Origin of the sequence: Fictibacillus nanhaiensis (genome assembly GCF_042686385.1) — a bacterium.
In the GTDB taxonomy this organism is placed as follows: Bacteria; Bacillota; Bacilli; order Bacillales; family Fictibacillaceae; genus Fictibacillus; species Fictibacillus nanhaiensis.
The window spans coordinates 213160-235505 of sequence record NZ_JBHUPF010000002.1; the positions used below are offsets into that span (position 1 = coordinate 213160).

Genomic DNA, 22346 nt, shown 5'->3' on the forward strand with positions numbered 1-22346 from the left:
CTAATTTGGACAAATCGCCTTACACTTTATAGTAGGTAATAAAGGGGGGCAAAGCTTTTGAAAAAATCGTTATGGTTTGTTATCGGTTTTGCGATATACGCGGGTTTGATGTGGTTTTATTTGTTTCAGGGAGCGGACGCAAACTTGCCTGTTGATCTAAAAGGCTCAGCTGCGGATCCCAAAGTCTTTATGACTGACCGTGAACTAGAACTTAGCACTGATTTTTCAAGGATTAAAGATTTTATCTACTTCATTTCTGTGCCGCTCGAATGGTTGATCTACCTGTTTGTTCTAGGATTCGGGCTATCTAAATGGTTTCGAAGAGCATCTAGTGGCTTAACAAAGTTCTCTATTGTACACACCGGACTATACGTACTATTGCTTTCCTTTGCTAGCTGGGTGTTAACATTTCCACTCCGCTACTACAGCTTTACCGTATCGAAAAGTTACAATATCTCAGTTCAAACCTTCCACAGCTGGATGAGAGATGGACTAGTGGATTTCTGGATCAATTGGCTGTTAACAACAGTGATGGTCGCTGTTATGTATTGGTTGATCAAGAAATACGAAAAAAGATGGTGGCTCTACGCGTGGCTGCTTTCCGTACCATTTACATTGTTTTTATACTTTATTCAGCCCGTTGTGATCGATCCATTGTATAACAAGTTTTATCCGCTGCAGGATGAGGTGCTTAAGGGCAAGATTTTAGATATAGCAGAAAGAGCGGACATTCCGGCTGAAAATGTGTATGAAGTGAACATGTCTAAAAAAACAAATGCATTAAATGCTTATGTAAACGGGATCGGTTCGAACCTACGAATCGTTTTATGGGATACCACATTAAATAAATTGAGTGATAATCAGGTCTTGTTCGTAATGGCTCATGAGATTGGTCATTATGTGATGAACCATCTATATTGGAACTTGATTTCATCTGTTGTCCTATCGTTCTTAGGATTATGGCTCGGAAATATCATCTATCGAAAATGGGTCGAGAAGTACGGAAAGTCATGGGGTATAAAGGGAATAGGAGACTTAGCAGCACTTCCCGCACTGCTATTGATCTTTTCTCTATTAAGTTTCGCTGTATCTCCAGTCGAAAATGCAGTTTCGAGAAAAGCAGAACGTGACGCTGATCTGTATGCGATTCAAATGACAAACAACCCAAAAGCTGCAGTAGGAGCATTCCAAGAACTCGCGACCGTCTCTTTAAGTGAAGTGAACCCGCCAAAGCTTGTAAAATGGTTTTTATACGGACATCCGACCATGCTTGAGCGCATTCATTTCTTAGATAGCTATAAAACGAGTAAAAAGATGGAATAATAATAAAAACTGGCTCATTGATCGTGGAAATACCACTTCAAGAGCCAGTTTTTTGTGGAAGTATTAGATGAGGTGTGAAGAAAGTGTTGTGTGAGTTGTGTATGTGAGCTATTCTCGGGATTTATGAGCGATTTTCGGGACTTATGAGCGATTCTCGAGATTTGTGAGCGATTCTCAAGGTTTGTGAGCGATTCTCAAGGTTTGTGAGCGATTCTCGAGATTTATGATCGATTCTCGAGACTTATGATCGATTCTCGAGATTTATGATCGATTCTTGAGATTTATGATCGATTCTCGAGATTTATGATCGAGAATCGAAATTTATGATCGATTCTTGAGACTTATGATCGATTCTCGAGATTTATGATCGATCCCCTTGATTCACCATTCATCACTCCAGCTTACACCACCTTCAGACTTAACCCATCACTGCACAGCTTTCAAACTCACATTCGGCAGAACGAGTACTTCAACCCGACGGTTTTTGGCGCGTCCTTCCGGTGTTTTATTATCTGATTTAGGACGGTACTCTCCATAGCCGCTTGCGCTGACCTGATTCGGTTTCAATTCTGGGTTCTCAAGCAGAACACGCATAAAGTTAATGCCTCTTAACGCGCTCAGTTCCCAGTTTGATTGAAAGTTTGCCGTGCTGATTGGTACGTTATCCGTATGACCGGCGATGACAATATTTCGTGGTGGCGTAGTAACAAGTAGGTCAGATAGTTTTTTGCCGATCTCCACAGAACCTGGTTTAACGGTAGCACTTCCAGAGTCGAATAAAGCATTATCTAAGATCGTGATCAATAAGCCGTTCTCTGTCAGCTTTGTTTGCAGACTAGAATCAAGTTTGTTGGTTTGGATATAGGCATTGATCTTTTTTTCCATCTCTTCTAATTGTTCAAGTTCTTTCTTTGCTGCTTCTAGCTGTTCTTTCTCTTCCTTAGAGATGACTTCTTTTTGCGCATCAGGAATTGGAGTGGAGTCGGGAGAAGGAATAGGAACCTGTTCTTCCATGACACCTGTTCCGCCTGTGAATTCGTTTCGAAAGGCACTGGCCATCTGTTTGAATTTTTGAGCATCGATCTCACTCATAGCAAATAAGACGATGAACAAAGCTAACAAAAGCGTGAGCATGTCTGCATAAGGAATGAGCCAGGATTCATCCACATGTTCGTCATGATGCTTTTTCTTTTTAGCCAACAGAACCACCTGCTTTGTATTGATCGCGTTCGCTAGTTGGAATATACGTTAACAGTTTTTCTTCTAATATTTTTGGTGAAGTTCCGTCTTGAATAGATAAAAGTCCTTCGATCATGATCTCTTTGATCATGATTTCTTTTTTTGATTTACGCTTTAACTTGTTAGCGAAAGGATGCCACAATACATAACCAGAAAAAATACCAAACAACGTAGCAATAAAGGCTGCAGATATCGCTTTCCCTAAAGCGGTGATATCTGCCATATTTCCTAGTGCTGCGACTAATCCTACTACTGCGCCTAAAACACCAAGAGTCGGCGCATATGTACCAGCTTGAGTAAAGATCGTAGCGTTGCTTGCATGACGTTCTTCCATCGTTTCTAAATCTTTCAATAAGACATCTTTAATAAATTCAGGAGGCTGACCGTCTACGATCATCTTGATCCCTTGTTGAAGGAAGGGATCGTCTACTTCTTCTGCTTTGGGTTCTAGCGCAAGCAATCCTTCTTTACGAGCGACCGTTGCCCAGTCAATAAAAATCGTCACAAGCTCTTTCATATCAATGAGTTTTTGTTCTTTAAATAAGATTTTGAAAAGAGCAGGGATCTTTTTAATTTCGTTCAGTGGAAAGGCGATAAGGATAGCTGCACCCGTTCCGGCAAATATAATAAGCAATGCTGCTGGGTTCAATAAGGCAGTTGGACTTGCGCCTTTTAAAAACATTCCGACACCAACAGCCAGTATGCCGAGAATGACTCCAATTAATGTTGTGCGATCCATAATGATGTTCCTCACTTTATCTTTAAATTCTGTATCTATTTCATGAGCTATATTTTCTTTTATATCGGAAAGATAAAAGGAAACTTAATGATAAAAGTTGGAAAAAATGTGATCCAAAATGCTTTATTTAACGTTATCTTTATACATCCATCGTAAAAAAAGACAAATACTGCCTCATTTTGATATGATAGATTTATTCTGTGTGCAGTAAAGGAGACAAAAGATGGGTAGAACTTCTGATTACGAACTTTATCAAAAAGTTCAAGAAGAAAATAAAGAAGCCCTTGAAATGCTGTATGATCGTTATGAGAAGCTATTGTTTTCTTTTTCATTTAAAATGTTGAGGCAAAAAGAGTTGGCTGAAGAGGCAGTTCAAGACGTTTTTATGAAACTGTGGCGAAAAAAGGGACTCTATTCAGAGGATAAAGGGAAATTTTCTTCATGGCTTTTAACCGTTACACGAAATGCGTGTATTGATTTAATACGAAAGCAACAAAAGAATGAAGTTGAGATTCTTGAAAAAGATATAGATTATGAACGAACTGAAAGTGTTGAAGAGACAGTTACGTGGAACGAGGAAAGAGAGAGTCTGAAGGAGGCTGTTTCTTCTCTAACAGAAGAACAGCAGGATATCGTAGAGATGTTTTATTTTAAAGGCTACTCCCAATCAGACATCGCAGAGCGAAAGAAAATTCCTCTCGGTACGGTAAAAGGAAGGATACGTCTAGCTCTGAAACATTTAAAAAAGATCTATCGAGAGAGGGGGGATAAGTATGGAGCCGAAAACTTGCGATAATTTGCTTGAATATTATAATGGCTTGCTAGAGGGCAAAGAAAAAGATGCTTTCGAAAAACATTTAAAGCAATGCGACGCCTGCCAAGAAGAATGGGCAGAATGGCAAGACCTTACAGCTGATCTTCCATATTTATCAGAAGAGGCAGAACCTCCGGTTGGAATGAAAGAACGTATCTTAACGAATGTAACGGCTTCTGATTCAAGTGTTGCGCATCACAAAACACAGCCTGTTAATAAAACAGACGAAATCACGACAAACGTTTCTCCTATCTCGCAACGTAAATCAAAGTCATGGGTGCAAGGATTACTTGCAGCTGGCCTGTTGTTATCTCTAGTTACGAACGCATACCTATTTAATGAAAACAACAAAAATGAACAGGTGATCCAAGAACAGATCAACAAAACGTTCAAGACGGTCCAACTTGCTTCAGAAGAGACAGAATCAACAGGTGTAGCATCAATGGTACAAGAAAATGATACGATGAACCTTGTTGTTCAAACGAATAATTTAACTCAGGTTAAAGGAACAGAGACTTACCAGGTTTGGTTGATCGAAGGAGACAAACCTTACCGAGCGGGCACATTTACTCCAGACGAAAATGGAAATGGTGCAGTGGTTTTCCCCGTTAAATTTGAAGGGGATCACGAATGGGATGCTGTTGCGATCTCGCATGAACCTACACCAAACAGTAAAAAGCCAGTTGGCACGATTGTTATGGCCTCTAATCTATAGGTACCCGGGAGACAACAGCTTAAACATTAGTTGTTGTCTTTTCTATTTTTTAGGACATTAGATCTATTCCTAACATACACCATTCTTTACTGGTAAGACGAATAGGCGGAACTTTGCAGTTTCAAGACGAAATCCTCTATAATGAATGCAGTGAAACAACTTGAAAAGAGGAATGGTAATGAGAATAAAACCAATCGTTATCCTTCTACTATTTGCTGGCTTGATCGGTCTAGCATTTTATACAGCTATGGATGAGAAGGAAGAGCAACAAACGGAAGTTAAGGAAGAAGAGAATACGGGATTGAAACGTGGAAGTAAAGCACCCACCTTTTCATTACGAACGTTAGATGGAAAGCAAGTTGACTTAAAAGACTTTCGTGGAAAAAAAGTAATTATAAACTTTTGGGCTACATGGTGTCCTCCATGTAGGGAGGAGATGCCCGAGATGGAGAGGTTCTATGATGATTATAAAAACAAAGATATAGAAATATTAGCAGTAAACCTTGAATACTCTGAAGCAAATACAGAGAAAGTAAGCAAGTTTGTTCAAGAATACAAGCTGTCTTTTCCCATTCCTCTTGATGAAAAGAACACGATCGGAAAACAGTTTAGAGCCGTATCGATTCCTACTAGCTATTTTATAGATGAAAAAGGGATAATTAATAATTCGCATATAGGTCCAATGGATTATGATTTTATGAAGAGTGAAATTGACAAGATGAATAGGTAAGTAATGAATTAAAGCCTTTGATCGATTTGATCAAGGGCTTTTTTGTTATTTTTCTTTTAGATTGAAATCATTTATTTGTGAAAACACTTCTAAAGACCTGTATAACCGATTGTAAAAAATGGGAAAGTTGTCCAATAGGGAAAATGATAAATTTGTCGAATTAAAAAATTTAGTGAAAGTAAGATGAAGTGGTTAAATCTCATAATAGCCCGAGCAACAGATCTGGAAATTCTGTAAATAAGAAGGGGACTAATTAATGAACAAGCAATATGAAGAAGTCGAAATTAAACGTATTGCCGATTTTCACCATTCTCTTAACCATTGTCCTATTCATCTTTTCGGTTTACGAAGAGATGCTGAGGGTGAATATAAGTTTACCTATTCTGTAGGTTCTATGCTAGATGAACTAGGAGTATCTATAAAACCTTCTTCAGGAACCAACCTTCATGACCTTTATAACAAAGAGTTAATCGCAGAATGGAGCAAACCATTAGAAAGAGCATTTTCGGGTTTGATTCAAACCGTAGATATTCATTTAGGTGTTAGACGGATCCGTACCACCTTGTATCCGGTAACTAGAAACCATCAAGGTGTTTTAGAAGTTGTGGGTGCCTCTTATATTACATCCAATAGAGACGAAGAACAAACAAACATCAAAAACCTGAATAAATTTAAACAGTTGTTTAACCATGCACTTGAGGCTATTGTTCTATGCCGTTCAAATATGGAGATTGCTGAAGTGAACGACCGTGCGTGCGAATTATTAGACCTACGTAGAGACGCGCTAATAGGAATCAGTGCAGACCAATTTTTTGTGGGGAACGGGAAAGAACGAATCCTTAAGAAGTGGCAAGAAGTCTTAAATGGAAAAAAGATCGAAGGAGAGTTTCGCTACAAGACTCCAGATGGACTAGTGAAAGAGATTCAATACTCGTGTGAAAAAGATATTGTAGATGATTTACATGTTACGGTTTTGAGAGATGTAACGGATCAAAAGCTTACCGAACAAAAATTGTTAAAAGCAGAAGCGTTAAACGTGGTAGGAGAACTTGCAGCAGGTGTAGCCCATGAAATACGCAATCCATTAACATCATTAAAAGGATTTGTTCAACTGATTCAGAATCAAACCGATGAATTTGACCAATATCTTACGATTATTCTTACTGAAGTAGATCGAATCGAACATATCATCAAAGAATTTTTGGTTCTATCAAAAAGCAGCTCGCAAAATTTTATGATGTCTTGTGTGACCGACATTATTAACGACACAGTAGACTTATTAAACACACAAGCGATTATGAAAAATATCGAGATCAAAAAAGACTTAGATGATCACATACCCCTAATCTTTTGTGATCCGTTGCAACTTAAACAAGTGTTTATCAACTTTTTGAAGAACGCGATCGAAGCTTCTGCTGTAGGTGATTGTGTAGAAATTAACATGAAGTTATCCAGGAAAAAGGATTTTCTTCACGTTCAGATTCGAGATTATGGATGCGGTATGGATGAGACAGTTATGAAGAAGATCGGCAAACCCTTTTTTACCACAAAAGATGAAGGTACTGGCTTAGGATTGATGGTAAGTACAAACATCATTAAACAACATAATGGAAGGTTAGATGTGAAAAGTAAAAAAGGGAAAGGCACTATGTTTACCATCACGATTCCTATACAATAAAATGTGGAACGAAAAAAGCTTTCCCAGAGCGGGAAAGCTTTTTGATGTTTCATTATCCTTTAAACATTTGAACGAACATTTTACCATATTGTCCACCGTCTACTACACCGATACCAACGCTAGTGTATTCAGACTTAAGGATGTTTTCACGGTGACCTTGAGAGTTCATAAGGCTAGTGTGAGCACCTTCTACAGAAGAGTTACCTGCAAGGTTTTCACCAGCTGTATTATAATCAACACCAAATTTCTTCATCATATCAAATGGTGAACCATAAGTTGGTGAATTGTGGTCAAAATAGTTGTTGTCGATCATATCTTTTGCTTTAACGCGAGCCACTTTTGTCAGCTCAGGATCAGCTTTTAGTGCTGGTAATCCTTGTTTTTCACGCTCTTGGTTCACAAGGTTTAACATTTGTTGCTCTTGTGCAGTTAGTTCTGCACCTGCTTCAGCTTTTGGTGCGGCTTCAGCTGGAGCTTTTGCTTGCTCTTGTTGAGGAGCTGGTGCTGGAGCAGCTTGTTGTTGCTGTTGAGGCGCTGCCTGAGCTTGTTGAGTTTGATTATTATTTAAAGAAGCGAACGGGCATGAAGATGCTGCTTCTGAGATTCCTGCGTTTGCGCCGAATAGGGAAGCGCCTAATACTGATGCTACTACTAATTTTTTCATAAGATGTTTCCCTCCTAATAATTTATCTTACGTGTACAGGTTTCGGGTTTTTATGAGGAGGGTTGGGGGTCTGGCATTATGTACCAGTTTAAGACACCCACAGCTTGGAAACATCTTTTAAAGAAACATCAATTAGAAAGACATCAGGATTAGAGAGAACCTCCCATTCCTTGAAGCCAAATGAGGGATCGTACAAATTGATCATCAAGCTAAGCAGATTTCCATGCGTAACAATCAAAACGGATTTATAGGATTCAGTATGCAGGTCATTAATGAAGGAAATGATTCTTTGCTTTGCTTCAAATGTAGACTCGCCACCAGGAAACTTTAAATGTTCTTCTATATATGTACGTTCTAGATTATCTCTCCAATTCGGGTCGTCTTCAGCAGAAAGAATTCGTTCAGCTAATCGATCATCTACCAATATGGAACAATTATTTAATTCTGCAAAAGGTTTAATGGGTGTCGATGGCTCTTTTGAATGGGCTCGAGATCACACAATCAAAATGCTGCCCCTCTAAATAGGCAGCCAGTTCTATGGCTTGCTGTTCTCCTTCAATAGTTAAAGGGGCAATACTTTCTTGACCTTCCGCTTTACAATGCCTAATCGCCGTAATCTTCATGAATTCATCCTTCTTTCTATTAGGTAATACTAAAAAAGGTGTTGATGTTAAGTCTCTTAGGCTTCATTGATAAGTTTATTGGAGTGTAAGGTGCGAGACTCCTGCGGGACGAGTGGGACAGGTGAGACCCTCCATGGCGCGTAGCGGCGAGTGGCTCACCGCCCGCCCCCGGAAAGCGAGCTACCTGGAACGGAAATCAACCACTGTCAAGAACCCACAGACCGCCTAAACAAGCATCCGATTTAAACAGTTGTTTAAACTTTCGAGACGTTAAACCCAAAACCCTCCCGAATACTATGATTGTTGAAAAACGAAGGGAGATTGTTATGTATCCTGAATTAAACCATTTTAAGCAAATGAAAAAAGAATACGATAAAAATATTGCTTCCGCACATGAAAAGTGGCAGCAACTACATAAACAAAAAGAATGGTCTTCAAATGAATATGAAGAGCTACTTAATGCTTACGGAGGTAGAAACTCAAAAATCACGATGGAAGATCTAACCGAGATAAAGAATAAATACTTGCTAGCGATGGAAAAAGAACGTAACGCTATGGAACAGTTGGATGAATTAAAAGAAAACCGTGATGATCGATTATCCGAGTATTTAAAAACTGTATATTCTTCACGTGACAGAGAGTTAGAAACGGCTAAGAATAGTATGGAGAAGAAGATACATCAACTTGAACGTTTAAAAGCCGAGTATTTGATGATGGTCAAACAGATTCAAGAGATTCATGCTTATCGTCAATCTGTTGAAAAAGAAACGAATGAAGCGATCACGAGTTATCAACAATCGTATGAACCTAAAGAAATTCTACCGTTGTATCCTTCATTGGCCCGTTTAGAGATTCCGCTATCTGACATTCAATATGTTTTTCAAAAAGGTGAACTGCCTGATCATTTAAAAAAATATATCCATTTCAATGATTACCCGAAACGGTTTCCAAGATAAAAAATCCACGTTTTAAAAAGGGAGTGAGTAAAGGATACTCCCTTTTATTCATAAAAAAAGCCATAATCCTTAAGAAAGGATTATGGTAAAGAAAACCGAACGCATGATGAAGAAATGGGGGGTAGGGAATTGCTCTGCCGGCCTCTTGCCAACAGGAGAGATTTTGTATCTCACAATCATACTATATGTCCTAAGAAGACAGTTGGTATGGACAAGTGCCATGGGCATTCATGTATTTTTGATTTTTACAGAAGAAATTTTTCTTTTTTTACCCCAACTTTACAATTTCGTTCCATTTTTTTAGAAGCGTCCTTTCTTTATCAGGATGTAAGCCTGCTTTCCAATCATCTGGTTTTAAGTTTCGACTTAGAGACCAATCTGCAGTATCACTTATCGTTTCTTCTATCGGCCGGAATTTCAAACCTTTATTTATCGCTTTTGTATCATCCGCATAATCAAGACCACGATAATCTTCACTGGAGATCCAGAGTGGCAACTCTACCCATTCGCCGACGTTTTCTTTTAATAAGAAAGATTCGGCAACAGGTACGATTGTTGAATGTTCTTGACTCCGCATACATTTTTGAACAACCTCGTTGAAGTCATACACGCCACCAACAGCTTGATAGACTCCGTTCTCCCTATTTTCAGCCATCCGTACGATCCAATTTGCAAGATCACGAACATCAATGAAGCGCACAGTCGGATCCTTCATGTCAGGAATTAAAATTTCTCCGCCTCGAGTACCTCTGTCTGGCCAATAAGTAAAACGATCGGTGTAATCATGTGGACCAACAATCAAACCTGGACGCACGATTAAAGCATTGTCACCGAATATCTCTAAGACCTCTTGTTCACAAGCGGCTTTAAGGGCACCGTAATGTTCACCGATTTCAGTAATGGTAGGATCGATAAGGTCAGCGGTTTGCGCTTCCTCCGTAATGTTTCGAACGGACTGATCTTCATAAACAGATACGGAAGAAATAAAGATATAGAAAGTTCCTTCTTTCTGGAGTGCTTCAGCCGATTTTCGGACTTGCTTAGGAAAATAGCCACACGTATCCACTACAACGTCCCAAGATTCACTCTTAATTGAAGACAGATCAAGATCTCTGTCACCAATAATCTCATGAACGTTTTCTGTTAACCCTTTCTTTGATGTTTTCCCTCTATGAAACAAAGTCACTTCATGATGATTGTTGTTAAAAGAATCTGCTACGTGTTTACCTAAAAAACGAGTGCCGCCAATAAGAAGTACCTTCATCATCTACACCACCTATTCCATTTTTCTTAAAGCAGGAAGTTTCCACATGATCAAAAGATTAACAACAATTAAAGAGAGTGCACCTCCAGACATGATGTTTTCAATAGAAAAGCCATAAGAGATTAACATGGACGTTGCTGCAAGTGATAAAGGTGCGAGTCCCATGCTTGCCATAGTTAGCAAACCCATCAACCTTCCTAGAAGTTTCTTATCAACGGAAGATTGTACCGCTGAGATAAGCGGAATATTGGTTGCGGGAAACGTAATGCCAATAAAGAAAATCGTCAACATACAAGCATAAAGGGTGGAACTTTGACTAAATAAGAAAAAGAATATGTTCATGGCGAATAAAGAAACGGTTACCATCAGTCCACGTCTTTTCTTAATATTTAAAATCCCTATGATAACGGAGCTGATCAGCATGCCTATAGCCATAGCACCTTCAATAAAACTAAAATCAAGTGCGCTTCCATTAAGCACGTTTTTTACGAAGATTGGTAAGCCCATCATCAACGGTCCGATTACGAAAACATTAAGGAAGATCGTACTAAGAAAGAGTGCTTTTAAAAAAGCGGATTGTCTTACTACATCAATGCCCTCTTTTATAGATAGCCACATGCCAGGCTTTGCTGTGCTTGAACTCATGGTAGCTGGGATATTTAACATATAAGCAAGAATGGCAGAGAGCAGCAGCATCACAGCGGGTACACCAAACGAGAGCATGTATCCTCCGCTACTTGCAACAAGAAGACCTCCAATCATCGGTCCAAGTATTAACGAGCTTTGTTGGGTGGTCTGAATGACTGAATTTGCACGTGTTAATTGAGATTGGTCGACAACATTAGGCAGAAGCGATCCGTTTGCTGGCCATACGAAAGCATCAAGTGCTCCAAAAAACAAGCCAAAAATGATAAAAGATAGGAGGGAGAGATGTCCTGTTGCAAGCATGATCAACAATCCAACTAACAAAAAAGTTCTTAAGAAGTTAGCGAAAAACAATATTTTCGTCCGACTGACTCGATCAGCTAGAACACCACCGATGGCCATGAATAAAATACGAGGAACGTTTGCTGCAATAAATACAATGCCTAGCGAAGCCTCTTTGTCTAAAGTTTTTACGACGTACCAACTCTGTGAGAATTGAAAAATCGCGATTGAAAAAGAAGAACAAATCGTGATCGCCCATATGAATAAAAAAGAACGCTTTCTGAACAGGGACTCTGTTTCACTTTTTTGGTGTACAGCTATCGTTTCGGTCATCTTACTCTAGCTCCTCTTCCGGATAAGGTGTCTCTTTCAATGGAAATGAGAGCATAAAGTAGTGATAGATCTCACCATCGTCAGTCTCATTCTTTTTAAATTCTGAGATCAATTCTGATATTTCTTTTGCTTTGTCATGTAACAGTTTTACTTGTTCAGAAGAAAGTTTTACATGTCTATAACCAAATTTAAGAGGAGAATCTGAATAAGCTAGTATTTCAGGATCTAATTTACGAACCATAGACTTTGTTTTTTCGAGTGAAACCAATATATTCTCCTTTAGTGCATCAGAGAGTTCATCTTTCACTGCATGCCGTTGATCAGGCAATATATCGGCAATCGAAAATGAGTGAGCCACAGGTCTGTAGAACTTTTGTATAATGCCATTCTTTTCTTCTGTTCTCTCGACGTTAATTAATCCTACACGTTCAAGTTCCTTAAGGTGGTAATGAATCTTTGGTGCTGGAACTTCTAATAGGTCTGATAAGATCTTTCCTGTCTTAGCTTCCTCTAATATCTCCCATAGGATTTTGATGCGAAGTGGGTCAGAGATAACCTTTAACTGCTCAACTTCTCGTATGTTATAAATCTCCTTCATGTTCAACACTCCTAAAACGTTCAAATATATTTGAATGTAATATATCTTAAATATATGCTAGTCGTCAACTCTTTTACACATTATTTGTAAATAATAGTTCAAATGTTATGAAAATTCTTGTATAATGTTAGTATAATACTCGCATTACAACTTAGAGGCTGGAGGTTCATAGTATGGGGAATAAGGATTTGAAGTCCTATGTGGAGAGATTGGAGAAAGTGCATTACATTGTGTCAAAGCGTTTACACCCGGAAATTGCTATAGAAAAGGAGTTAACGAAAACACAGTTTGTACTTTTGAAGACGTTGTGTATTAGAAATAAATGGACCGTTTCAAAATTGGCTGACTATATGGGTGTAAAACCAAGTGCGATAACTGTTGGTGCGGATCGTTTGTACAAGCGTGGATTTGTGAGTCGTTACCGTAGTGATTTAGACCGTCGTATTGTCTATTTGGAGATTACTGACGAAGGACACGAAATCTTACGAGAAGCTGAAAATGAGAGAGTTAATTCTATAAGTAGTTATCTTAATCATTTGTCTCAAGAGGAATTAGGTATTTTTATTGATATTTATGAAAAGCTTGCTAGCGGAAATCATTCAAACTCAGACGAGATCGTCCTTACATCACAAACCAGTTGAGGAACTGGTTTTTTTTGTGCATATAACTCTGTTTTCTTTCAAAAGACTTCACTCATTATCTAACCAAACGAAAAGATCAGGGAGCAAGCGAATAGAAGTCTCTCTATTATTTTTTCATAGATTCGATTCTATTTAATTTCTTCACTGCATAGGATGTGATAGAAACGTTAACAGAAGTGGAGGGCTATACATGTTCACCCCGCAATTGAATATGAAGCGTTTACCTTTATTACTTGCCGGAGCCATGCTATTTATCGTCGTTGCCACTAGTTTTATCACATCCTTTGAGCACAAATATCGATTGAGTTCATCAACCATGCATAAGTGGTTAACGGAATTTTCTGGTGAAGCACTTGTTTATTTTATAGGGTGGGAAAATCGATATTTTACGCAAGAGCTTCCAAAAGCAAGTAAGCCGCCAGCGTTATCAAGTGTTCTGTTTGAATTAACGACAAGCATTAAGCCAGGAGATATCCGAAGTCTATTAGGAAACGAACTTCCTGGATTTGCGCTCTATGATTCAACGATCATTGTTGCTGGGGAAGGAACGGATTACACAAACCTAGCGTACGAGTCGCCGCCGCCTATGGAGCTCCTTCTAAGTGGTGAAGAAGCAGAAGTTCAAGATATTGAGCGATTGGAAGATCCAGATCCTTCTGATTCAGAAAAACCACCAGGTCAAACAACAAGCGGAAAGAAGATCGCTTATATCTATCATTCGCACAGTTGGGAATCATTCTTACCGCATTTAAAAGGTGTAACAAACCCTGACCATGCCATCCATTCTAAGGTAAACATCACGATGGTAGGGAAAAAGCTTGGAGAGGAATTAGAGGCGAGAGGAATTGGTACAACCGTTGACATGACTAACATGACGGAGCTTTTAAGAAAGAATAACACGGATTACCGTAAGAGTTACCCGATGTCACGTACACTCGTCCAAAGTGCGATGTCGAGCAACCAAGATATTGATTTAATTTTTGACCTGCATCGAGACTCGATGAGAGGGAAGTCTACAACTACAGAAATTAATGGGAAGTCTTACGCACGTACTTTGTTCGTTATCGGTAAAGCGAACCCTAATTTTGAAAACAACCAAAAAGCAGCGCAAGAGATCAATGCGATCTTAGATAAAAAATACCCTGGCTTAAGTCGTGGGGTTATCGGAAAAAACAAAACACAGGGAAATGGTGTTTATAATCAAGACCTTTCTGACCACGCTCTCCTTATCGAGTTTGGCGGTGTGGATAACAACATGGATGAGCTGTACAGAAGTGCAGAAGCAGTGGCTGAAGCAGTTGCAGAGTACTATTGGAAAGAAAATGGAGCGAAAAAAGAATAATGTTGAAAGGCTCTAGAGGTGGTGATAACCTCTGGAGCTTTTTTATGTGTTTCTATTTTGCGGAAATTAAAGTGGACAGTAAATTTACAAAAGTGGACAGTAAATTAGCGAAAGTGGACAGTAAAACTCAAAAAGTGGACAGTATTTTCTTAAAAGTCGACAGTAAGCGCTATAGAGGAGTCTGTGTATGGGCGCCTTTTTTTGTTATTGGCGGTAATTTGTCCAATTGACTAGTGAATCTGTCCGATTTGAAGATTAATCTGTCGGATTGGTCACATCATCTGTCCAATTCAAACCCTGCAAATTCCGAAGCGTCTGCGTACACAAAAAAACCGTTTCGAATGATTGAAACAATTCCTAATTTCATAACAGTCGTCATATCTGCAAATCCTATAAAAAAATGGTATAAAAAGAGAGAAGTCACTTGTTTTAATTACAAAGGGAAGGGAATAAAAGAGAGAAAGAGAAGATTGGTAAAAAGGAGCACGTGCATGAAACGAATATGGGAATTTTTTCTCACACTATTGTTACTCGTCTGTTTATACATCGTTTTCTTTGCAGAAGGATATGTAATCATCAAAACAGTATTTGGGCTCCTTTACATCGCAGTGATTCTGTATACGATCTATTCGTTAATGCTCGAGAACAGAACAGCTCAACATACACTTCTATGGATTTATGTATTGATATTGTTTCCATTTATCGGATATATGTTCTATCTTTATTCTGGCCAACTTTATTTGAAAGGTCATCTTTTTAAATCTAAAAGAAAAAAAGACAGGGACGAATGGATCAGAGTATCTAAACAGGAAGAAAAGCCTGATTTTAGTGATTTAAAAAGGCATCAACAGTGCTTTGCAACCCACGCTCATCATATTACCCTTACGCGTTTGAACAGAAAAACAAGTTCAAAAATATTAAAAAATGGCAAAGAGACATTTCCAGAAATTTTTGCAAGGTTGGAAGAAGCCAAGGAGTATATACATATTCAGTATTATATTTTCCGCTCAGATCGACTTGGTAAAGATATTATTGATTTGTTAATTAGAAAAGCCAATGAAGGTGTAAAAGTTAGGTTTCTATATGATGGAATAGGAAGTCTTTCTCTTCAGCAATATGACATTGACAGAATGAAAAAAGCAGGAATCTTAGTTGAAGCTTTCTTACCAGTACGATATGGCTTCTTTAATCAAAAACTCAATTTCAGAAACCATCGTAAGATTATCATTATCGATGGTAAGGTTGGATTTGTTGGAGGATTGAATGTAGGTGTCGAATATTTAGGAGAGGATCCTGAAATTGGTTTCTGGCGCGATACTCACATGGTAATGGAAGGAGAAGGTGTTCAAGTTCTTCATGCGATTTTTTTAATGGATTGGGAATATGTTTGTGGAGAAGATCTGTTAGAAGATAATCACCTTACTACCTCATACCCTGCTGAAGGAGACGGAACCGTTCATGTTGTTGCTAGTGGTCCAGACACCCAGCTAGGAATCATGAGTGATCTTTTCTATTCACTGATCTCATGTGCAGAGAAATCAATCTGGATTGCAACGCCATACTTCGTACCTAATGAAGCGATTCGAACAGCTTTAAGAGTGGCTGCTAAAAAAGGAGTTCAGGTTCGATTATTAGTTCCTGAAATCAATGATGGCTTTTTAACACAATATGCAACGCGTTCCTATTTCCCAGAACTTCTGCGTTCGGGAATAGAAATCTATTCCTACAAAAAAGGATTTCTTCATCAAAAGGTTATCATTATCGATGGTGATACAGCTTCGATCGGTACTGCTAATATGGATATGCGAAGTTTTCATCTTAATTTTGAAGTGAACGTGTTCTTGCTAAATACAGGATCTGTCCGTGATCTCGTAGAACAATACGAAGAAGACATGGTCGAATCTGTTAGAGTTAAGCCCGTTGAGTTTTACAAAAGAGGTTTATGGGAACGTACAAAAGAATCATTTGCTCGTTTATTCTCAGGGGTTCTGTAAAGCTCCTACTGTGACACAAAAAAACAAGAATAGAAAATCCTCCTCAGGAATAGGTTGTACGAGACCGTGTAACTTGAGGGGGATTTTTTATGGATTGGCTCGAGGCCTTAATATTGGGCATTGTACAAGGTGTGACTGAATTTTTACCCGTAAGTTCGACAGGACACCTGCTTCTTGGCAGGCAAATGTTTCAGCTAGAGGAAGCGGGTTTATTTTTGGATAGCATGCTTCATGTCGGAACACTTATTGCCGTGATGACGGTGTATTGGAGAGAAATTCTAAAAGTGATAAAAAGCCCCTTCAGCAAAACGGGCATTCTGCTGATAGCTGGTACGATACCGACCGCTATAATAGGACTGGCATTTAAAGATTTTTTTGAGGAGATCTCAAAAACTGGAATTACTGTAGGTTGGGAGTTTCTGATTACAGGTTTCTTGCTTTGGTGGGCTGACTCTTATAAACGGAATGGATACAAAGGAATTGATGATATTTCTATACGTGATGCACTTGTGATCGGCACGTTTCAAGGTGCAGCGATTCTTCCTGCTATTTCACGTTCTGGACTGACAATCGCAGCCGCGCTCTTCTGTAAGATCGACAAAAAAGCAGCTGCTTATTTTTCGTTTTTACTATCTATCCCATCTATTGCTGGGGGAGTAGTATTGCAGTCTAAGGATCTATTTGTAGGAGCACATCCTCCTATCTCTTATTCAGCATTATTGGTCGGTACTCTAGCGTCGGCTCTTTTTGGATATGTGGCGGTAAAGTGGATGATTAAACTTCTTCAAACCGGTACGTTAAAAGGGTTTGCTATTTATGTTTGGTTGATTGGAATCGTTGTATTGATTCTTCAATTTTCAGGTAAAATGTAAAGTATTTGTTAACCCTACAAAAATGGATTGACATTTAAAAGATAGAGGATTACAGTATATGTAATTCAAAATTTAGCAGGCTTTAGATCGCTGAATTTACAGTTATTTTATGGTGAAACTACTGTAAAACGGGGGAACCAATCTTTTGGGGTGAATTTTGCTCTATTAGCAAAAAGGGATACTCCAATCCCTAATCCGACAGCTAACCCCGTAAGCGTCATGTCACTGGAGAGGTCAATTTGGTGGAAAACCGGACCCGCTTTTTTGTGTGGTCTTTTTTTTGCGTTTTTTTACTTAAATTTGTATACCTCTTAACCAGCAAAACTAGAGAAATAACAAAGCAAAAACTTCATGGATTTTAAGGGGAGACCATAATGAAAAAACAGTTTGCAGTAATTGGATTAGGACGTTTTGGAGGAAGCATCTGTCGAGAATTTGCGACGATGGGCTATGATGTTCTAGCTATAGATAAAGATATGGAAAGAGTAAATGAGTTTGCAACAATAGCTACTCAAGCTGTTCAAGCAAACTCTACGGATGAGAACGTGATGAAGTCTTTAGGAATTCGAAATTTTAACCACGTCATCGTATCAATCGGAGAAGACATTCAATCAAGTATCTTAACCACTCTACTCCTAAAGGAATCAGGAGTTCAAAAGGTATGGGTTAAAGCACAGAATGACTATCATCACAAAGTGTTGGAGAAGCTAGGAGCAGACCGTATTATCCACCCAGAGCGCGATATGGCGCTTCGGGTTGCTCAACTCATTTCTTCTGAAAAAATTATTGATTTTATCGAGCTATCGCATGAACACAGTATTGTAGAGATAGGTGTAACGGATAAACTTGTTAACAAAACGTTAACAGATCTTGATGTTCGAGCACGTTATGGCTGTAATATTGTAGCAATCAAACGTGGAGACGAGATTCTCGTATCTCCTATTGCTGACGTATCTCTTCAATATGGAGATATACTCGTCGTAATCGGTCGAAACGAAGATCTAAATCGATTTGAGGATGAGGAAGTGTAAACATTGGCACTACATGTCAGAAAGCATAAACGTTTTTTGCATAACCCAATTAAATTGAATCCTCCTCAATTTTTAGCGTTGCTATTTTTATTTCTTATTTTTGTTGGCATGTGTTTGTTAAAGCTACCTGTCGCTCATGAAGAAACGTTATCTTGGGTAGATGCTTTTTTTATTGCCACTTCAGCAGCAACCGTAACAGGCTTAGCTACCGTTGATCCAGGTTCAACGTTTACCTTGTTTGGGGAGATCGTCATTTTATTTTTAATCCAAGTCGGAGGACTCGGGGTCATGTCCTTTGCATCACTCGTTGTTATTATGATGGGAAGAAAAATTTCCATCAAACAACGTGTATTGATGCAAGAAGCACTCAACCAGCCTTCTATCGGCGGTGTGATCCGTTTAGTTCGAAATTTATTTGTGTTTTCAATCGGAATTCAAATCATTGCTACCTTCTTATTATCATTGAGACTTGTGCCAGATTTAGGTGTGCGCAAAGGGATATACTACAGCATATTTCACGTCATATCCGCATACAATAATGCTGGTTTTTCACTCTGGTCTGATGGTTTGATGGGTTATGTAGGAGATCCAATGATGAATCTTGTCATATCATTCTTAATTATAACGGGTGGAATTGGATTTACCGTTTTAGTTGATATTTGGGTAAGCCGCCGCTGGAAAACACTCTCACTACATTCTAAAGTAATGTTGTTGTCCACTTTGATATTAAATGTTGTAGCAATCTTGTTTTTTTATCTTTTTGAGTTCAACAACCCTAAGACGATCGGGATGCTAACAGGCGCTGAACAATTTTGGGCTTCCTATTTTCAAGGTATTTCACCAAGAACAGCAGGTTTTAACTCGATTGATATGACAGCAATCAACCCTGATACATCTCTATTAATGGTCCTTTTGATGTTTGTTGGAGCAGGAAGTACTTCAACAGGTGGAGGGATCAAGCTGACAACGTTTGTCGTTATTATATTTACTGTTGCAGCCTTCTTGAAAGGTAATGAAGATACAGTCGTGATGAGAAGAACGATTAGAAACGCGGTGGTTTACAGAGCTCTTGCTATTACAACCATTTCAATTCTATTTATATTTGCAGCGCTATTTGTAATCACATATGTTCAAAAGGATACCTCGTTTATGGTTATCGTTTTTGAAGTGGTTTCAGCATTCGGGACAGTTGGATTAAGTATGGGGCTAACGCCAGATCTCACAATCATCGGAAAGATTGTGATCTGTATAGTAATGGTTTTCGGTAAATTAGGACCTTTAACGTTGGCATTTAGTCTGGCTAAACAAACAAAAGATAATATTAGATATCCAGACGGTGAAGTGTTCACGGGATAACGGGATAAAAAAAGCTAATGCACTGAGGGAAAGCTCCTTCATACTGCGTTAGCTTTTTTGGTTCTTTATGGGTTAATTGACTTCCTCTTGGGAAAGCTAAAACAAGATTTTAAAGAGAGGAAGAGAGATTATCATGCAAAAAATTAAAGAAGCTTTTCTCGTTTCTCCCTTTCTTGTCTTTTTTCTCGTCCATTCTGAACAAGTAGGGGTAGGGGTTTTAGGGTATCAGCGAATCATCGCTAAATACGCAGGGTATGATTCTTGGATATCGGTTATCATAGCAGCTGTTTTGGTACATCTTCTAATCTGGATGATCTATTACGTGCTTGATAATGGTGATGGAGATATTGTGACCACACATAAAACGTTGTTTGGCGGTTTTATAGGAAATCTATTTAACCTCTCTTTACTTCTCTATTTTCTGCTCTGGTCGATTACTGTACTAAGAACTTATATTGAAGTTATACAAGTATGGATGTTTCCGACTTTAAGTACTTGGAAAATTGCAGCTGTATTCCTTTTATTAACGTACTATGTTGTTTCTTCTGGTTTTCGAACGGTGGCAGGTATTTGTTTTCTAGGAGTGGTTATTCCATTAGGTCTGATCGTTTTGCTGGTGTATCCACTGGAATTCACTCATTTTTCTAACCTTTTGCCTGTATTCGATGAAAGTATGAAGGATTACTTGTCAGCAACAAAAAATATGATGCTGAGTTATCTTGGTTTTGAAACGCTACTTGTCTTTTATCCGTTTATCAAAAATGCTAAGCGATCGCAGAAATTTGCTCATCATGCCAATCTTTTTACATTTATGATGTACTTGCTAGTCACTTTGTTTTCATTTGCCTTTTTTAGCGAGGAACAATTGTCTAGAAATATTTGGGCAACATTATCTATGGTAAAAATCGTTCAAGTTTCATTTGTAGAACGCTTTGATTTCGTATTCGTCTCCATGTGGTGTTTAGTGATTCTCCCTAATATTGCATTGGCGATTTGGTGTTCGAGCCGAGTAGCCAAATTGATGTTGAACATTCGTCACCACATCACACTCATTGTGATGCTAGTCTTAGTATTAGCAGCTTGTTACTATTTGGACACGCGGCTTAAAATTAATATGCTAAACAATTACACAAACAAGGTTGGTTTTTACTTAGCTATCAGTTATATTCCACTTCTTTTTATAATGACTTTTATAAAAAAACACTTTAAGAAAAATAAAAAAGAACAGGCATCACCCACTACATGACACAAGAAAAAACTGACCGTTAACTTCCTTCATCTGTTCAAGAGATAAAGGAATTAACAGTCAGTTTTTTATTAAGCTTGAAGAAGCATAGTAAGGCGCGTTTTATGTTTTTCACGCTGAGAATCATCTGATGTATTGTGCCAATTCTGCAGAGTCTCGTTGATTAATTGGGTGACCATATGCTTTGTCCAAACTACATAAGCGCCATACGTATCCCCTTTGAAAAAGGAAGAGAGCATATTATTATCAGGCCCGAAGAAGAAACCGAGCTGATCATGAATGAGTGTAGCCTCATCCATCGAGAAGGGCATGATTTTATCTGAAAGGGTAAATTGATAAGAATTGTTTTCTTTTTTAATGAATGCGATCGCGTATACCTGTCCTTCTGGAAGAAAACCTTTCGTAGTAGGTAAGAGCAGTAACGGATTATGTCCTTTGTCATAAGCGATAAAAAAGTCATTCACATCTTCCTCAAACTGTGGTGTGCGTGACATTGAAGCTAGTGCAATTTCTTTTTGTACGTTTAACATGTAACAACCCTCATTCCGTTATATTTCTTACTATCATTCTTACCGCTAGTTTGCTAGATTATACGTGTCATTTTCTTTACTAAACTGCTGTGATAAGTTGTTGAAAGGGAATTGACGGACAAATTGTAAACGCATACACTAGAAGTAGTTATTAGCCGTTAGAGAAAGAGTGATTCATGCAATGGCATTATCAATTGAACGTTTGATCGGAAAGATGGCCATGTTAGGGGTATTAGATGAAAGTTATCTGCCTGAAATTGAGAAATTGGGCTGGAAGTATTGCGTAGGCAAAGCTGGTTCCATGGATTCACAAAAGGTAGTAGCTGCCATTGAAACAGCGGCCAAAAGTGAAAATATCATTCAAACCGGAATTTATCGTGAAACACATTCGTTATATCATGCAATCATGGAAGCTTTTCATGGGGTGACAAGAGGGCAGGTTCAGCTTGGCACTGTTCTTAGGACTGTAGGGTTACGTTTCATCGTTGTCCGCGGTAATCCGTATGAGAAGAAAGAAGAAGGTGACTGGATCGCAGTCGCTCTCTATGGAACGATAGGTGCTCCTGTAAAAGGATTAGAGCATGAGGCGATCGGTCTAGGAATCAATCATATTTAAATAATGCCCATAGTAACTAGTGATGAGGGGGCGTATTCGAAAGAGTTTTCTTTCGGGTGCGCTCTTTTTGTATGTGAAAAATGCATTTTTTAGTGAGACTAGTTGTCTTTGAAAG

General features: G+C 38.6%; 23 protein-coding genes and 1 riboswitch. Of the genes, 14 read left to right on the forward strand and 9 right to left on the reverse strand.

What is annotated here, in order from left to right; all coding sequences use genetic code 11:
* Positions 1–57: 57 nt before the first annotated feature.
* Positions 58–1323, forward strand: coding sequence for a M48 family metallopeptidase (locus tag ACFS5O_RS01530; protein ID WP_318300082.1), 1266 nt, complete (start codon positions 58–60; stop codon positions 1321–1323).
* 426 nt (positions 1324–1749) lie between these two features.
* Here ACFS5O_RS01530 and motB read toward each other — a convergent pair whose 3' ends face one another.
* Both motB and motA read right to left on the reverse strand, forming a co-directional pair.
* Positions 1750–2526, reverse strand: coding sequence for a flagellar motor protein MotB (motB, locus tag ACFS5O_RS01535; protein ID WP_379838573.1), 777 nt, complete (start codon positions 2524–2526; stop codon positions 1750–1752).
* Positions 2516–3301 (reverse strand): flagellar motor stator protein MotA, encoded by a 786-nt coding sequence (gene motA / locus ACFS5O_RS01540; protein WP_205724674.1) that lies wholly within the window; start codon positions 3299–3301, stop codon positions 2516–2518. Before motA ends, motB begins: the two co-directional genes overlap by 11 nt.
* A 223-nt stretch (positions 3302–3524) precedes the next feature.
* Here motA and ACFS5O_RS01545 point away from each other — a divergent pair, with 223 nt between their 5' ends.
* The 4 genes from ACFS5O_RS01545 to ACFS5O_RS01560 all read left to right on the forward strand — a co-directional run bounded on the left by ACFS5O_RS01545 (position 3525) and on the right by ACFS5O_RS01560 (position 7238).
* On the forward strand, positions 3525–4097 hold the full coding sequence (locus ACFS5O_RS01545; RefSeq protein WP_205724675.1) for an RNA polymerase sigma factor: 573 nt from the start codon (positions 3525–3527) through the stop codon (positions 4095–4097).
* Entirely contained in the window at positions 4075–4830 is a 756-nt protein-coding gene (locus tag ACFS5O_RS01550) for an anti-sigma factor (protein ID WP_205724676.1), read from the forward strand. Before ACFS5O_RS01545 ends, ACFS5O_RS01550 begins: the two co-directional genes overlap by 23 nt.
* A 178-nt stretch (positions 4831–5008) precedes the next feature.
* Positions 5009–5560: a TlpA disulfide reductase family protein gene (locus ACFS5O_RS01555; protein WP_205724677.1), complete on the forward strand. Its 552-nt coding sequence runs from the start codon at positions 5009–5011 to the stop codon at positions 5558–5560.
* Positions 5561–5816: 256 nt separating this feature from the next.
* On the forward strand, positions 5817–7238 hold the full coding sequence (locus ACFS5O_RS01560) for an ATP-binding protein (protein ID WP_205724678.1): 1422 nt from the start codon (positions 5817–5819) through the stop codon (positions 7236–7238).
* Between the two features lie 52 nt (positions 7239–7290).
* Here ACFS5O_RS01560 and ACFS5O_RS01565 read toward each other — a convergent pair whose 3' ends face one another.
* The 3 genes from ACFS5O_RS01565 to ACFS5O_RS01575 all read right to left on the reverse strand — a co-directional run bounded on the left by ACFS5O_RS01565 (position 7291) and on the right by ACFS5O_RS01575 (position 8525).
* Positions 7291–7902 (reverse strand): CAP domain-containing protein, encoded by a 612-nt coding sequence (locus ACFS5O_RS01565; RefSeq protein WP_205724679.1) that lies wholly within the window; start codon positions 7900–7902, stop codon positions 7291–7293.
* An 88-nt stretch (positions 7903–7990) separates the two neighbouring features.
* Positions 7991–8326 carry a histidine phosphatase family protein gene (locus ACFS5O_RS01570; protein WP_318300083.1) on the reverse strand — a complete coding sequence of 112 codons (336 nt, stop codon included), beginning with the start codon at positions 8324–8326 and terminating at the stop codon, positions 7991–7993.
* A gap of 31 nt (positions 8327–8357) precedes the next feature.
* A complete protein-coding gene (locus tag ACFS5O_RS01575) occupies positions 8358–8525 on the reverse strand; it encodes a histidine phosphatase family protein (RefSeq protein WP_318300084.1) in 168 nt (55 codons plus the stop codon).
* A gap of 326 nt (positions 8526–8851) precedes the next feature.
* Between ACFS5O_RS01575 and ACFS5O_RS01580 the strand changes: the two genes are divergently transcribed.
* Positions 8852–9481, forward strand: a complete 630-nt coding sequence (locus ACFS5O_RS01580; RefSeq protein ID WP_205724680.1) for a hypothetical protein — start codon at positions 8852–8854, stop codon at positions 9479–9481.
* 268 nt (positions 9482–9749) lie between these two features.
* Here ACFS5O_RS01580 and ACFS5O_RS01585 read toward each other — a convergent pair whose 3' ends face one another.
* From ACFS5O_RS01585 to ACFS5O_RS01595, 3 genes are read right to left on the reverse strand one after another with little or no spacing between them, the layout of a single operon-like run.
* Positions 9750–10748, reverse strand: a complete 999-nt coding sequence (locus ACFS5O_RS01585) for an NAD-dependent epimerase/dehydratase family protein (protein ID WP_205724681.1) — start codon at positions 10746–10748, stop codon at positions 9750–9752.
* Between the two features lie 9 nt (positions 10749–10757).
* Positions 10758–12005: an MFS transporter gene (locus ACFS5O_RS01590; protein ID WP_205724682.1), complete on the reverse strand. Its 1248-nt coding sequence runs from the start codon at positions 12003–12005 to the stop codon at positions 10758–10760.
* Position 12006: 1 nt separating this feature from the next.
* Entirely contained in the window at positions 12007–12603 is a 597-nt protein-coding gene (locus ACFS5O_RS01595) for an ArsR/SmtB family transcription factor (protein ID WP_205724683.1), read from the reverse strand.
* A gap of 173 nt (positions 12604–12776) precedes the next feature.
* Here ACFS5O_RS01595 and ACFS5O_RS01600 point away from each other — a divergent pair, with 173 nt between their 5' ends.
* The 7 genes from ACFS5O_RS01600 to ACFS5O_RS01630 all read left to right on the forward strand — a co-directional run bounded on the left by ACFS5O_RS01600 (position 12777) and on the right by ACFS5O_RS01630 (position 21085).
* Positions 12777–13244, forward strand: coding sequence for a MarR family winged helix-turn-helix transcriptional regulator (locus tag ACFS5O_RS01600; protein ID WP_205724684.1), 468 nt, complete (start codon positions 12777–12779; stop codon positions 13242–13244).
* A gap of 190 nt (positions 13245–13434) precedes the next feature.
* Positions 13435–14586 (forward strand): stage II sporulation protein P, encoded by a 1152-nt coding sequence (spoIIP, locus tag ACFS5O_RS01605; RefSeq protein ID WP_205724685.1) that lies wholly within the window; start codon positions 13435–13437, stop codon positions 14584–14586.
* A 491-nt stretch (positions 14587–15077) separates the two neighbouring features.
* Complete coding sequence (cls, locus tag ACFS5O_RS01610; protein ID WP_205724686.1) at positions 15078–16580, forward strand: cardiolipin synthase; 1503 nt, start codon at positions 15078–15080, stop codon at positions 16578–16580.
* An 89-nt stretch (positions 16581–16669) separates the two neighbouring features.
* The gene (locus tag ACFS5O_RS01615) at positions 16670–17452 is read left to right on the forward strand and encodes an undecaprenyl-diphosphate phosphatase (protein WP_205724687.1); all 783 of its coding nucleotides are present in this window, start codon (positions 16670–16672) and stop codon (positions 17450–17452) included.
* Positions 17453–17530: 78 nt separating this feature from the next.
* Positions 17531–17685, forward strand: a riboswitch (cyclic di-AMP (ydaO/yuaA leader).
* A 141-nt stretch (positions 17686–17826) separates the two neighbouring features.
* Positions 17827–18483: a potassium channel family protein gene (locus ACFS5O_RS01620; RefSeq protein WP_205724688.1), complete on the forward strand. Its 657-nt coding sequence runs from the start codon at positions 17827–17829 to the stop codon at positions 18481–18483.
* 3 nt (positions 18484–18486) lie between these two features.
* A complete protein-coding gene (locus tag ACFS5O_RS01625) occupies positions 18487–19839 on the forward strand; it encodes a TrkH family potassium uptake protein (RefSeq protein ID WP_318300085.1) in 1353 nt (450 codons plus the stop codon).
* Positions 19840–19972: 133 nt separating this feature from the next.
* Positions 19973–21085: a GerAB/ArcD/ProY family transporter gene (locus tag ACFS5O_RS01630; protein WP_205724689.1), complete on the forward strand. Its 1113-nt coding sequence runs from the start codon at positions 19973–19975 to the stop codon at positions 21083–21085.
* Between the two features lie 71 nt (positions 21086–21156).
* On the opposite strand, the gene ACFS5O_RS01635 is transcribed toward ACFS5O_RS01630, so the two are convergent.
* Complete coding sequence (locus ACFS5O_RS01635) at positions 21157–21615, reverse strand: hypothetical protein (protein WP_144702689.1); 459 nt, start codon at positions 21613–21615, stop codon at positions 21157–21159.
* Positions 21616–21796: 181 nt separating this feature from the next.
* On the opposite strand from ACFS5O_RS01635, the gene hutP reads away from it, so the two are divergent.
* A complete protein-coding gene (gene hutP, locus ACFS5O_RS01640; protein WP_205724690.1) occupies positions 21797–22231 on the forward strand; it encodes a histidine utilization transcription antiterminator HutP in 435 nt (144 codons plus the stop codon).
* Positions 22232–22346: the final 115 nt, after the last annotated feature.